At 66.4% G+C, this 12891-nt stretch carries 9 protein-coding genes and 2 pseudogenes; 7 read left to right on the top strand and 4 right to left on the bottom strand.

Annotated features, from left to right (window positions below; all coding sequences use genetic code 11):
• The first annotated feature begins 54 nt into the window (after window positions 1-54).
• The 3 genes from ACETMP_RS18590 to wrbA all read left to right on the top strand — a co-directional run bounded on the left by ACETMP_RS18590 (window position 55) and on the right by wrbA (window position 2295).
• On the top strand, window positions 55-807 hold the full coding sequence (locus ACETMP_RS18590) for an SDR family NAD(P)-dependent oxidoreductase (protein WP_257176419.1): 753 nt from the start codon (window positions 55-57) through the stop codon (window positions 805-807).
• 37 nt (window positions 808-844) lie between these two features.
• Window positions 845-1543, top strand: a complete 699-nt coding sequence (locus ACETMP_RS18595; protein ID WP_375157317.1) for a pirin family protein — start codon at window positions 845-847, stop codon at window positions 1541-1543.
• Between the two features lie 152 nt (window positions 1544-1695).
• Window positions 1696-2295, top strand: coding sequence for an NAD(P)H:quinone oxidoreductase (gene wrbA / locus ACETMP_RS18600; RefSeq protein WP_375157318.1), 600 nt, complete (start codon window positions 1696-1698; stop codon window positions 2293-2295).
• A 67-nt stretch (window positions 2296-2362) separates the two neighbouring features.
• Here wrbA and ACETMP_RS18605 read toward each other — a convergent pair.
• The 3 genes and pseudogenes from ACETMP_RS18605 to ACETMP_RS18615 form a co-directional block, all read right to left on the bottom strand.
• Window positions 2363-3507: pseudogene (locus tag ACETMP_RS18605) on the bottom strand (GNAT family N-acetyltransferase).
• Entirely contained in the window at window positions 3504-4856 is a 1353-nt protein-coding gene (locus ACETMP_RS18610; RefSeq protein ID WP_375157319.1) for an O-antigen ligase family protein, read from the bottom strand. The pseudogene ACETMP_RS18605 and the gene ACETMP_RS18610 overlap by 4 nt, the downstream one beginning before the upstream one ends.
• Window positions 4832-5971: pseudogene (locus ACETMP_RS18615) on the bottom strand (glycosyltransferase family 1 protein). Before ACETMP_RS18615 ends, ACETMP_RS18610 begins: the two are co-directional and overlap by 25 nt.
• A 243-nt stretch (window positions 5972-6214) precedes the next feature.
• On the opposite strand from ACETMP_RS18615, the gene ACETMP_RS18620 reads away from it, so the two are divergent.
• On the top strand, window positions 6215-7207 hold the full coding sequence (locus tag ACETMP_RS18620; RefSeq protein WP_375157320.1) for a glycosyltransferase: 993 nt from the start codon (window positions 6215-6217) through the stop codon (window positions 7205-7207).
• 3 nt (window positions 7208-7210) lie between these two features.
• On the opposite strand, the gene ACETMP_RS18625 is transcribed toward ACETMP_RS18620, so the two are convergent.
• Window positions 7211-8239, bottom strand: coding sequence for a glycosyltransferase family 2 protein (locus ACETMP_RS18625; protein ID WP_375157321.1), 1029 nt, complete (start codon window positions 8237-8239; stop codon window positions 7211-7213).
• Between the two features lie 394 nt (window positions 8240-8633).
• Between ACETMP_RS18625 and ACETMP_RS18630 the strand changes: the two genes are divergently transcribed.
• The 3 genes from ACETMP_RS18630 (at window position 8634) to ACETMP_RS18640 (ending at window position 12891) form a co-directional block, all read left to right on the top strand.
• The gene (locus tag ACETMP_RS18630; RefSeq protein WP_375157322.1) at window positions 8634-9431 is read left to right on the top strand and encodes a class I SAM-dependent methyltransferase; all 798 of its coding nucleotides are present in this window, start codon (window positions 8634-8636) and stop codon (window positions 9429-9431) included.
• Window positions 9432-9722: 291 nt separating this feature from the next.
• On the top strand, window positions 9723-12095 hold the full coding sequence (locus ACETMP_RS18635) for an exopolysaccharide transport family protein (protein ID WP_375157323.1): 2373 nt from the start codon (window positions 9723-9725) through the stop codon (window positions 12093-12095).
• Entirely contained in the window at window positions 12088-12891 is an 804-nt protein-coding gene (locus tag ACETMP_RS18640; protein WP_375157324.1) for a WecB/TagA/CpsF family glycosyltransferase, read from the top strand. Before ACETMP_RS18635 ends, ACETMP_RS18640 begins: the two co-directional genes overlap by 8 nt.

Consider the following 12891-nt stretch of genomic DNA (forward strand, 5'->3'; position numbering starts at 1 on the left):
GCCCACGGCTTATCCAAGGGGTCAACCGCAGACCAAAGCAATGGAGAAATCCAAATGACCAAGAAGCTCTCAGGCAAGGTCGCCCTCGTCACCGGCGGTTCGCGCGGCATCGGCGCGGCCTCTGCCCGCGCCCTCGCTGACCAAGGGGCGGATGTCGCCATCAGCTATGTCGCCTCGCCGGACAAGGCGGAAGCGGTCGTCACTGAATTGAAGGCCAAGGGCGTCAAGGCTCGCGCCTTCAGGGCCGACCAGGCCTCGGCCAGGGACGTCACGCAGCTCGTGAACGACGTCGCCAGGGAATTCGGCCATCTCGACATCCTCGTCAACAATGCCGGCGTCGCCGCCGGCGGCGCCATCGACGATGCCAAGGCCGACACGGAAGCGCTGGCGCGCCAGGATCAGATCAACGTGCATGGCGTGATCGCGGCGATCCGCGCCGCCTCGCAATTGATGGGTGAAGGTGGCCGCATCGTCACCGTCGGGTCGATGCTGGCCGACCGCGCGTCGTTTCCCGGTCTTGCCGACTACGTCGCCACCAAGGCCGCGGTCGTCGGCTACACCAAGGGCGCGGCCCGCGACCTCGGCCCGCGCGGCATCACTGTCAACGTGGTGCAGCCCGGCTCGATCGATACCGACATGAACCCGAAGGACGGCGGCGAGTTCGCCGAGACCCAGCGCAAGCAGCACGCGCTGCAACGCTTCGGGCGTCCGGAGGAAGTTGCAGCCGGAATCGTCTTCCTCGCAAGCCCCGAGGCCTCCTTCGTCACCGGCACCGTGCTCAACGTTGACGGCGGATTTGGCGCATGATCAAGGCGCCGACCGTTCAACTCAAGGAATCACGCAGATGATCGAACTCAGACCTTTCGACAAGCTCGGCGGCGCCGACCATGGCTGGCTGAAAGCAAAACATCATTTCTCCTTCGCCAGCCATTATGACCCCAACAACATGGGTCACGGCGCCCTGCGGGTGTGGAACGACGACGAGATTGCGCCGAACACCGGCTTTCCCGCCCATCCCCACGCCAACATGGAAATCATCACCTATGTGCGCGAGGGTGCGATCACCCACCAGGACAGCCTCGGCAACGAGGGCCGCACCGAAGCGGGCGACGTGCAGGTGATGAGCGCCGGCGGCGGCATTCGCCATTCCGAGTACAATCTGGAGCCGACCAGGACGCGCATCTTCCAGATCTGGATCGAGCCGACGCAGCGCGGCGGACAGCCGACCTGGGGCTCAAAGCCGTTTCCGAAGGCCGATCGCTCCGGCAAGCTCGTGACCATTGCGAGCGGCCTCGAGGGCGATACCGACGCGCTGCCGATCCGCGCCGATGCGCGGGTGCTCGCCACCACGCTGAAAGCCGGCGAGAGCGCGGAGTACGCGCCGCAGCAATCGCGGCACCTCTATCTGGTGCCCGCGGCGGGGGCCGTGGACATCAACGGTGTGCGCGTCAACGCCCGCGACGGCGCCGCGATCCGCGACGAGGCGCACCTGAAGATCACGGCGCTCGAAGACACCGAGTTCGTGCTCGTCGACGCGGCGTAGCACGTAGTCTGCCGTCATTCCGGGATGGCGCGAAGCGCCAGACCCGGAATCTCGAGGTTCTCAGGTGCGCAATTGCGCACCAGGGTTCGATGCTTCACATCGCCCCGGAACGACAGAGTGAAAAACGAACACCATCCCCAACGGAGACCACCATGACCAAAGTTCTCGTCCTCTATTATTCCGCCTACGGCCATATCGAAGCGATGGCCAATGCCGTCGCCGAAGGCGCGCGCGAGGCCGGCGCGACCGTCGACATCAAGCGCGTGCCCGAGCTGGTGCCGGCCGAGGTCGCGAAAGCCTCGCACTACAAGCTCGATCAGGCCGCTCCCGTTGCCAAGATCGATGACCTCGCCAATTACGACGCGATCATCGTCGGCACCGGCACCCGCTTCGGCCGCATGGCCTCGCAGATGGCGAACTTCCTCGATCAGGCCGGCGGGCTCTGGGCCAAGGGCGCGCTGCACGGCAAGGTCGGCGGCGCCTTCACCTCGACCGCGACCCAGCATGGCGGCCAGGAGACGACGTTGTTCTCGATCATCACCAACCTGCTGCATTTCGGCATGGTCGTGGTCGGCATGAATTACGGCTTTGCCGGCCAGATGAAGCTCGACGAGGTCACAGGCGGCGCGCCCTACGGCGCCACCACGATTACCGGCGGCGACGGCAGCCGCCAGCCCAGCGCCAACGAGCTCGCCGGCGCGCGCTACCAGGGCCGCCAGATCGCGGAGACGGCCAAGAAGCTTCATGGTTGAGCTGCGCGGTTGAGCTGCACGGCCGCAAGGCCGATGCGTCGCGGCATTCCCATCCGGGAATGCCGCTTCAGCGTATGCCTTTGCCCATGGCTCGCGCCGCAAGAGCGGCGGCCGCGGGATAGCGACGCAGGCCTTGCGCGGCATGATCGCGCCACGCAAAGGGCAAGCCTCGCCATGACAGCGCGACACTGACGTCGGTCAGCGGCACCCGCTGGGCGCCGAAGCGGCGCTTGTAGTCCTGGTTGCCGATGCTGAGGTCGAAGCGGCGCACGCCCTTGCATGCAGCGCCGCCATGGTGCGTTCGATGATCAGCAGCCCGGGCGAGCAGCTCGACCAGGAATCGCCGGCGTGACTGATGCGCAGCAAGTAGTAAGTCGCGCCTTGCCTGATGCCGAACGAGGTGCCGATGACACCCTCGTCGCAGACCAATGCCGAAACGACGGCATAGCCTTCGCCAAGGCCCTGACGGACGACATCGCGATAGAACCGCGCGTGGGTCTCGTCGTTGAGAACGAACGGCGAGCCAAGCTTCTGCATACGCGCCTGCTGCTGCACGTCCATCACGTCCAGCAGCTCACGCGCGCGCGCAACGTCCGTAGCGATCTCGAACCGGGCGCCCTGGTGCCGGTTGAAGACGCGCCAGCAGCGCGGCATCTGCATGCGCTTGATCGACGCCTGATAGGTCCCGTAGTCATCGCCCATCAGCACGAGATTGCCGTTGAGCGAGCAGGATCCGATCCGCCCGAGCGTCACCAGCGGGTTCGGCTTGCCGCTGACCTGGGCCGGCATCTTCCTCAGCCGCAGCAGATCGAAGCGGTCCGGCAAAGCGCGCAACGCCTCGACCAGCGCCATGCCGATTGCATTCGCCGCCGCCGCGTCCAACGCGGCATCGGGCGCCACGATCGGCGCATTGTTGTCGGAAACGCCGAGATCGGCAAATTCGACGATGCGGATGCCGCGCCTGACATGGCTGATCATCGGCACCATCGCGATCTCCTTGCCGGTGGCGGCATCGCAGATCACGGCAATCAGCGGCACGACGTCATCGAACGCCTGATACCAGGCATCGAGCCAGTAACCATGCTGGAAGGCGGTGCGATGCCCGGCGCTCAGGCGGGAAGCGGCCTGCCGCCAGTCACGCACGAAATCGATCGCCAGTCCCGACGTGGTGGCGACAAGACCATCCAGTTGCTCGACGCCGAGACACGTCATGGCTTCGGATCCGCTTGCGCAACGCATTGAAACCTGGCCAGGAAGTGCAGGCCGGCCACGGCCAGCGCAAACATGAACCAGATCGGATTTCGCCGTTCGAGCAGGAAGGTCTCGGTCGTGCCGTAATACAGGCCGAACAGCCAGACGGTCAGGAACAGCTTTGCCAGGGCGCCACTGCGGCTGTGGGCCTGGGCCGACTGGAAATTGCCGAGCGGTGCGAGCACGAAGACCAGGATCACCAGGAGCAGCCCCGGCAGACCGATGGTCACTGCGAGGTCGAGATAAGCGTTGTGGCTGTGCGCCGCGGACGTCGCCCATTCGGCGCCCTGCGCGGTCTGCCGCGCCGTGACGTCGTCCCAGAACGCCGCATAGCCGTGACCGGTGATCGGCTTCTCGGCGACGGCCGCGAGCGCGAACTCCCAGATCGCGGAGCGGCCGGTGAAGGTGGGATCGAGCGGAAGCAGCCGCGTCATGGACCCGAGCGCCGGGCTCAGGACGCTGCCGACGGTCAGCAGGTTCATCGCGATCAGCGGCACGAAGCAGATGATCCGCTTCAGCCACAGGCTGGGGGTGACATAGACCAGCGAGGCGAGCGCATAGATCGCAAGGCATAGCACCGACGAGGTCTTGCCACCGGTGAAGATCAGGAACAGGCCGGCCAGCGCGGCAATCGCAGGCCCCATCACGAACGAGCCGACGGCGGACAGATAGATGCCGACATAGACCAGGATCGTCATCACGGGCGAGGCGACGTTCTTGTGGCCGAAGCTGCCGCGCCAGTCGCCGGCGAGCTGCGGCTCGGTGACATCGAGCGCGGTGTGGATCGAGTATTGCGGCGCGAGCAGGACGCCGAGATAGCAGAGCGCGAGCAACACCAGCGCGGCAGCACCCAGGCACAGGTTGAAGCTGCGCTGCGTCGGCGGCAGCAATGGCAGCAGGACGGCGAGCGACGTCATGCTGACGAGGAGCACGAAGCGCTGCATCGACACGCCGCGGCTCTCGGACAGGACGATATTGATCAGCAGCCAGCCCAAGAGACAGAGATGAAGCGGCGTCACCAGGGTCTTCAGCGCGGGCGCATCGGTGCGAGCTGCGAACAGCACCGCGACCGCGGCCAACAGACCCCAGGAGACGTAGGTCAGGGCCATTCGACCGCCGACGATCGTGGTGACGTCGGGATTGCGCAGGTCCGGGAACGGATCGAGCGTCACCAGCACCAGCAGCAGCGACGCGACCGCGACGAGGCAGCGCCCGGCCCGCGCCGCGTTCAGCTCCGCCAGGCCATCGCGCAGGACACCGCCCAGCGATCGGGTCTCGAGGTCGGTCATATCGGCGATGCTGCGGTCCATGCTGCGGTCCATCGCTCAAGACATCTGGAGACGCCGGGGGGCTCCGGGTCCTGGCTCAGCGCCGTCGAGCGGCCGTCAACAGCCGTGCCGGAGCTCTGCGCAGCGTGCGGCCGCACGATGCTCCGCGCGATCTCGTAATATTGCAGCGCTCGCTGCTCGAGGCGTGAGGTTGTCCAGGATATAGCCGCGCGGGTCGAACGCGCCCGCGGCACAGCCGGCCCAGAACTCGTCCCATCCCGCTTCGAACCCCGCGATGTCGACGAACTTGGCGCCGCAGCGCTGGTCCCAATAGGGCACCGAGGACACCGGCGCGAACTGCACGCGGTGCGGATAATAATCGGGGTCTCGCCACGGCCCGCCCGGATCCCAGGCGAACACCGGTATGCCGCAAGCCAAAGCTTGCTGATAGGCGATGCCCTGGCTTTCGCTCTGGCACAGGAAGATCATCGCGCGCGAGGCCGCCAGCGCCTCCCGATATTCTTCCTCCTTGTAGCTGCCGTAGCGCAACTCCGTGAACGAGTGTCCCTCCTGGCGAGCCGGGCACGGACCGGCTCGATCAATTCCGGCGCATAGCGCGCGCGATCCCAGTGGACCTTGTCGTAGATCAGCACGTCGACGGATTTCTGCGCGGCCTGCGACGGAGTCCACAGATCGGTGTCGATGCCGACCGGCCAGGCCTCGGTGTCGGGCCAGTACGGCCGGTACATGTCGACGTACCAGGAACCGGGCACCACGACCTTCTTGACCGGCAGACGCTTGAACAGATCAGGATCGTCGAGCGGATGATTGTGGGCGGCGACACCGAGCAGGATCGGATTCTTCCACGCGAACTTGTCGAGCAGGAAGGTCCGTCCGATGATGCAGGCGAGCTCGTCGGGATGCTGCGCGATGTAGCGGTAATCGTTGACGCGGTAGCGGATACCGAGCCGGTCGAGCCCCGCGCAGAGATTGAGGAACACGCGAAGCTGTCCGCTCATGCGCGGCTCGCCGAGCAGCAAGCGGCGCGCCGTGCGCCGCAGATGCCGGTCGCCGGGAAACCAGCGATCGTCCTTGTCCTCGTAGAAGAGGTTGAGGATCATCGCATCGGGGTCGTATTCGAACGTCTTGGCGGGCACTGGATCCATCCGCGGCAACCGTATCCGCATTCTCGCATGGGACCGGCTGACGCCCTCTTCCAAATTTGCCACAGGCTTAATGCCAGCGGCTTAACGCTAATTGACGAAAGCACGCCGACATACGCCTTCGCGTCAACGATCAGGCCGTAATGCGGGTATCATTCGCAAGGGGCCAACGCTGCGCTCGATCGTATCGTCCATTCAGCAGCCGCGCCCTGGTTAACAGACTCTTAAGGGCGAACCGTGGTTCAGATCACCGCCGAACAGGTTCTCGACTTGCCGGCCTCCACCCGCATCGTGCCGGCTTCGCGCCAGCCGCTGCCGTCGAGCCCGACCACATCGGTATCTGTCGTTATTCCCGCCAAGAACGCTGCCGCCTATATCGGCGAGACCCTGGCCAGCGCATTGGCGCAGCGCGAGGTGGGCGAGGTGATCGTCGTCGACGACGGTTCCACCGACGACACCACCGCGATCGTCCGTGCCATTCACGACCCGCGACTGCGCCTGGTGACGAATGAATCCGCCGGCGTATCGGCCGCGCGCAATCTCGGTGCACGATATGCCGGCGGCGAATGGCTGCTCTTCCTCGATGCCGACGACCGCCTCCGCCCCGGCGCGGTGGCTGCACTCCTGGCAGCGGCGCGCGGCGCGCCGCGGGCGGTTCTGGTCTATGGCGACTACAACACGATCGACAGCGACGGACGCCAGATCGGCCGGCGCGGCCTCCTGAAGGGACGCCGCAAGCCGTCCGGCGACGTGCTGACGCGGCTCGCGGCCGGCAATTTCATCGTCAACGGCGGTATCGCGCTCGCGCGTGCGGAGGCGTTCCGCGCCGTCGGCGGCTTCGACACCTCGCTGCGATATTGCGAGGACTGGCATTGCTGGTGCCGCCTCGCCGCGATCGGCGAGTTCGAGTTCGCGCCGCAGTTGCTGCTCGATTATCGTCTGCACACCGCCAACACCATGAACGCCGCGGTCCGGACGCCGAAGGACTTCTTCCCGGCCATCGCGCGGGTGTTCGACGACGGGCTGATCCTGGCGAGACTACCCGCGGGCACCGCACCCGGGTTGCGCCTTGCCGCCGAACTGCACCTCATCACCTATGCGGCGATGCAAGCCGTACGCTTCGGCAGATATCGCCAGGCCTTCGGCTATCTCGGAATGATCGGCCGGCGTTCGCTCAAGGCGCTGCCGCGCGCCGCGGCGAGGACCGCCCTCGCCCGCTTCGGCATCTAGCCGTCACGACACGATCTTGGAAGCCTCGTAGGGCTTCGGCGCGAAGCCGAACGCCGCGAGCATGGAGCCGAGCGCCACCAGCGCCGGATGCATGGCCACGACCGCCGTCGACGTCGCCAGCAGGCGAACGGACCGGACCAACGACAGCGGCAGCCGTCCGAGCATCCGCGCAAATACCCATGCGCGCCCGCCGGCGCTTCGAGCAGCCTTGTACTGCACGCGATAATTGATCGCGCCGATGCGCAGGCCGCGCTTTGCGATCCAGCCGAGGCTGGTGCGGCTTTGCGGCACGGTCTCGGTGATGACGGCCTCCGCCGTCCAGTGGAATGTCATCCCGGCATCACGGCACCGCACGAAGAAGTCGCAATCGCCGCCGCCGAGGAAATTGAACCGCAGGTCGAACGCGGGACGCCCGAACCGCTCGAAGACCGCGCGCGTGATCAGGCAATTGCCGCAGCCGTAGATCAGCGGCACCGCGCCGGAATAGTCGTAGGCCGGGCGGAAGGCGGGATGACGCGACAGCCACGGCTTGCTGTCATCCTCAAACACCGGCAGCACCGGCCCGCCGACCACGTCGGCGCCGGTCGCCTCCGCGGTGCGGACCATCAGCTCGAGCCAGTCGGGTGAGGCGATCTCGTCGTCGTCGATCATCAGGAAGCGGGTCGCGGCGGGAAACAGCGCCTGCGCGGTCTCGAACGCAGCGTTGATCGCCTGGCAATTGCCCTGCCGCTTCTCGACAAGGCACACGCCCTGGAGCCGGCTGGCGGCCAGAAACTCGGTAGCGACCGGCGCGCTTTCGCGCCGCGCGGCGTCGTTCTCGACCATGACGACGGCAAAGGAACGCGGAGTACGCTGGTTCGCCAGCGATTCCAGCGTCAGCCGCAGGTGCTGCGGCCGGCGGAAGCAGGGAATGCAGACGACAATGCCGACCGACAGGTCGATGACGCGGGAGCTCGCCGCGATCTCCCGGTTGGGATCGCGCACGGCATCGGAGATTTGCGTGGCGGACAGGTCTGTCGGGATCAATGTCATGACGTTCTAGATGTCCGAGATATGTTGAGAAAGCCCTGCTTCGATCGTGCATCCCGCGACGGCACACCGCCGCGGGACAGATGCGTCCCAAAATGGGCAGCCCGGCGAAGGCGCGTGCCGAGGCCTCGCGCCGATCCGCCGGCCGTCCTGAAACAACATCGCGCGCTTGACCGCGTTCGCCTGCTTCTCCCGCGCGATGATGCGTGCGTGATGCTGCAATTCGCGGTCCACGCGCCGACAGAGCCCCAACATGAACAATGCCGTAGTTAATGCGTGTGCGCATTAACCCAACCGTAAGCACCGCAACCGGTGAGACGGCGCGGCATCGGATTTGCTCTTCGGGCAAGCGAGTCTTTTCCTGTAAATTTGATTAGAACAAGCGCGGTCAGAAAATATGAACAAGCCAGCCACGATCGATTTCGCGACAGCCACGGCGATCCGGATCCCCGCCACTGCACCCGTCCAGGCCCTGCACGATCTCGTCCCCGGCGAAGCCCGCGACAGCCTGCTCGCCGTGCACGAGGTGCTGCGCGGCGAGCTGCCGAACACTGAACTCGCCATCTACGAAGCCGGCGGCGGTTCGTGCAGCGTGCTTCCGCCGGAGTTGCTCCGCCGCAGCAAGGTCACCGTCGTCGACATCGACGAGGACCAGGTCCGCAACAACAGCTACGCGGACGAGGCGATCCTGGGCGACGTGCAGACCTATCGTTTCGAGCGCGAGACCTTCGATCTCGTGATCTGCTACAACGTGATCGAGCATCTGCCGCAGGTCGACGCCGCGCTATTGAATTTCCGCGACGCGCTCAAGCGCGGCGGCCTGATCCTGATCGGCGCACCCAATCCCCGCTCGCTGTCCGGAATCGTCACCAAATATTCGCCGCACTGGTTCCACGTCTGGTTCTACCGGCACATTCGCGGCATCAAGGATGCCGGTCTGCCCGGCGAGCCGCCATTCCCGACCTTCTTTCACCCGCTGGTGACGCTGCCCCGGCTGGAAGCATTCGCGGCCGCCAACGGCCTCGAGATGATCTACCGCCGTGAGGTGGAAAGTCCGCGCTATCCCGAGATGCGCCGGCGCAAGCCGCTGTTCGCGGCTCTCGTGGACGCCGGCGCCGCGGTACTGAACGCCATGCTTCCGCGCGGCGTCGACGTCCGCCGCGGCGACTATCACGTCATCCTGCGGAAAAGCTGACCATCGTGGCGCGCACGCGGCCCATAGCAGAGCAAGCGGAGTCCCGCGGCAGCGCCGTGCGCGGTAACGAACCGTTAATCTCCGGAGAGCCCCCGCGGCTCGAACGTCACAAGGGGACTGTGCTGGCCGGCAGGCGCTTAAACGCTTTGTTTGCCATTTCGGTGAATAGTCCCTCAATGAGTATGGTTAATTTTCCCTGTTGCGTTGATTGGGCACCTATATCCCGGGTGCGTGGCGTAGAGCGAAGAGTAACCCCTCAGCCTGCGGCACTCGGAATGAAAGCTGGGGATCATGCTTGACTATAACCAGCCGATAGATCGGGCGAGACCCGAGCTTCCGCATCAGCGATCCCAGGCCGGCTTCAACGTGCTGGAGCTCGCCCATCTGCTGTGGCGGCGCAAGGTCGCGATTGCCGCGGCCGCCCTGCTCGGCGCAACGCTTGCCGTCACCATCGGCAAGAGCCTGACGCCCCGCTACACCGCCACCGCCCAGCTCTATGTCGACCCGCGCGAGCTTCAGCTCGTCGACCGGGAGCTGACGCCGCGCGCGCAGGACGTCTCGGGCATGTCCATGGTGGTGGAGAGCCAGGCGCGCCTGATCACCGCCAACAGCGTCCTGCTCAAGGTGATCGAGCAGGCCGGTCTCGACAAGGATCCGGAATTCGGCGGCGGCGACGGCAGGAGCCTGATGTCCTCGCTGCTCGGCCTGATCGGCCTTCAGTCCCGGGCGCCCTCCGCTGCGGCCAACACCGAGGTGCAGCTTGCGGCGCTCGAGGCGCTGAACAGGCACATCACGATCCGCAAGACCGAGAAGAGCTTCATCGTCGACATCGAAGTCTGGTCGACCGATCCGGCGAAGGCGGCGATGCTCGCCAACACGCTGACCAATGCCTATCTCGCGGAATCCCGCAATTCGCAGGCTTCGGCCGCACGGCGCGCCACCAGCGATCTCTCCGGCCGCCTCAAGGAGCTGCGCGAGCGGCTGCGCAACGCCGAGACCGCGCTCGCCACCTACAAGGCGCAGAACAATTTCGTCGGCACCCAGGATGCGCTGATCAGCGACCAGCAGCTCTCCGCCAGCAACCAGCGGCTTTCCGCGGCGCGCGCCGCGACGATGGATGCCCAGGCACGGCTCGACCAGATCGAGGCGAGCCGCCGGACCGCGGCCGATGCCGGCGCGATTCCGGAAGCGCTGCAATCGCCGACGATCGCGAATTTGCGCGCGCAATATGCCGATGCGCGCAAGAAATACGCCGAGCAGGCCGGCGAGCTCGGGCCACGTCACCCCGCGCTGCGCCAGACCGAGAAGCAGGTCGAGGACCTCAAGCGCACCATCAGCGAAGAGATCGACCGCTTCGCCCAGGCCGCCAAGAACGATCTGACGCGCGCCCGCGATTATGAAGCTTCGCTCAACCGGGCGCTGGAAGCGCAGAAGCGGCAGAGCGTCCAGCTCAGCCAGGCCGCCGTGCGCCTGCGCGAGCTGGAGCGCGAGGCCGATGCCAGCCGCGACGTCTACCAATCCTTCCTCAAGCGCTCCCGCGAGACCGAGGAGCAGGAGAGCCTGAACACCTCGGCGGCCCGCGTCATCGGCGAGGCGACCGTGCCGCAGCGGCGCTCGTTCCCGCCCGCGATGAGCCTGTTCGCCATGATCGGCTTCATCTTCGGCGCGCTTGCGGCCTCGAGCTGGTTCGTCGCAGTCGAGCTTCTGTCCGCCGGCGCAACCGCACCGATGCCCGCGCCAGCCCGCCGTGAACGCAAGCCGGCGCCGGAGACAACGCGCGCTCCCGAGCCTTCGCGGGCCTTGGAAGCTTCGCGGTCCGAACCATCGTCGCGGGCCCCCGAGATCGCGCAGATCCCGCCCGAGCTTGCCGCGCCACCGCTGCAGCCCGCGATGGTCGAAGGCCCCTCGATCGAGAAGCCGCTGATCGCGCGCCTTCAGGAGGCCGACGTCATCCACACGCTCGGCGCCATCCTCGCCACCGGCGGCGGCGTCGATCTCACCCGGCTGGGCTGGCCGACGCTGCGGCCCGGCTTTCCGCTGACGAAGCTGCTCAACGCCTGGCGCGACATGCGCACGGCCGCGGCCCGGCGCGCCGGCGACAAGCCGATGCCCGTCATCGCCCTGGTCGGCAGCGGCGAGACCGCCAGGCGCAGCGTGAGCGCGCTGAACTTCGCGCTCGCGGCTGCGCGCGACGGCGCCCGCGTGCTCATGATCGACGCCGACCATCGGACCCACGCGCTGTCGAACAAGGTCGCCCGCCCCGGCAGGAACGAACCGAACAGGCTCGGCTGGCTCTCGATCGGCAGCAAGGCCGCACGCGAGCTCAAGACGGTCAACGGCATTTCGGTGCTGCCGGCCGGCGAGGGCGACGCCGGCAAGGCCGCCGACGCGATCCGCAAGGCGATCGCGCAGGCGCGCGCCGCGGGCGGCTACGACCTCGCGATCCTCGACGGCCCCGCGATGCCGCTGCTTGCCGGCAGCCGCAAGCTGCTCGACGACACCGACGCGCTGGTGGCGGTGCTGCCGACCAGCCTCGACATCAACGACAGTCTCGAAGAGATCCTGACCGCGCTCGGCCACGCCGAGCGCAAGCTCGTCGGCGTCGTGCTCGACGAGCTCACCCCTGCAATTGAAGCGCGTCAGCGAGGCAGACAATATGCTTGAGCGCCGCGTCAACCTCGATGGACGGGCAGCAACTGCCGACGTGCCGCGGATCACCGTCGGCGGGCTTCGCATGGCCGCGATCGATCTGGAAGAGACCGCCGATTTCATGATCGAGGCGACCGATCCCGACAGCCGCATCGGCCGTCCGCTGTTCCTGACCTCGGCCAATGGCGAGGTGCTGGCGCGCTGCTCGACCGAGCCGCAGACCGAGCACCTGTTCCGCGCCGCCGATCTGATCAACGCCGACGGCCAGCCGCTGGTCGCCGCCTCGAAGCTGCAATCCTGGTTTCCGCTGCCGGAGCGCGTCGCAACCACGGACCTGTTCCACGTCGTCGCGCGCAAGGCGGAAGCGCTGGGCCGCACCTTCTACATGTTCGGCGCCAGCGAGGCCGAGAACACCGCCGCGGTCGAGAACGTCCGGAAGATGTATCCAAATCTGAAGATCGTCGGGCACAGCCACGGCTATCTGCGCGGCGAAGAGCTACGCGCGAAGGTCGAGGAGATCAACGCGCTTGCGCCGGATTATCTGTGGGTCGCGCTCGGCGTGCCTAACGAGCAGGCATTCGTGAAAGAATTCACGCCGCATCTCACCAATGTTGGCGTTATCAAGACATCCGGCGGCCTCTTCAATTTCTTGTCAGGCAGCCGTTCCCGCGCGCCGCTATGGATGCAAAAAGTCGGACTCGAATGGGCCTGGCGCACCTGGCTCGAGCCACGCCGCCTGCTCTGGCGCTATTTGACCACCAACCCCCGCGCGCTCTATCTTCTCTTCAGCCGCAACCGACCCCTCTGCTAA

The organism is Bradyrhizobium dasycarpum, from assembly GCF_042019905.1.
GTDB classification, from domain to species: domain Bacteria; phylum Pseudomonadota; class Alphaproteobacteria; order Rhizobiales; family Xanthobacteraceae; genus Bradyrhizobium; species Bradyrhizobium japonicum_B.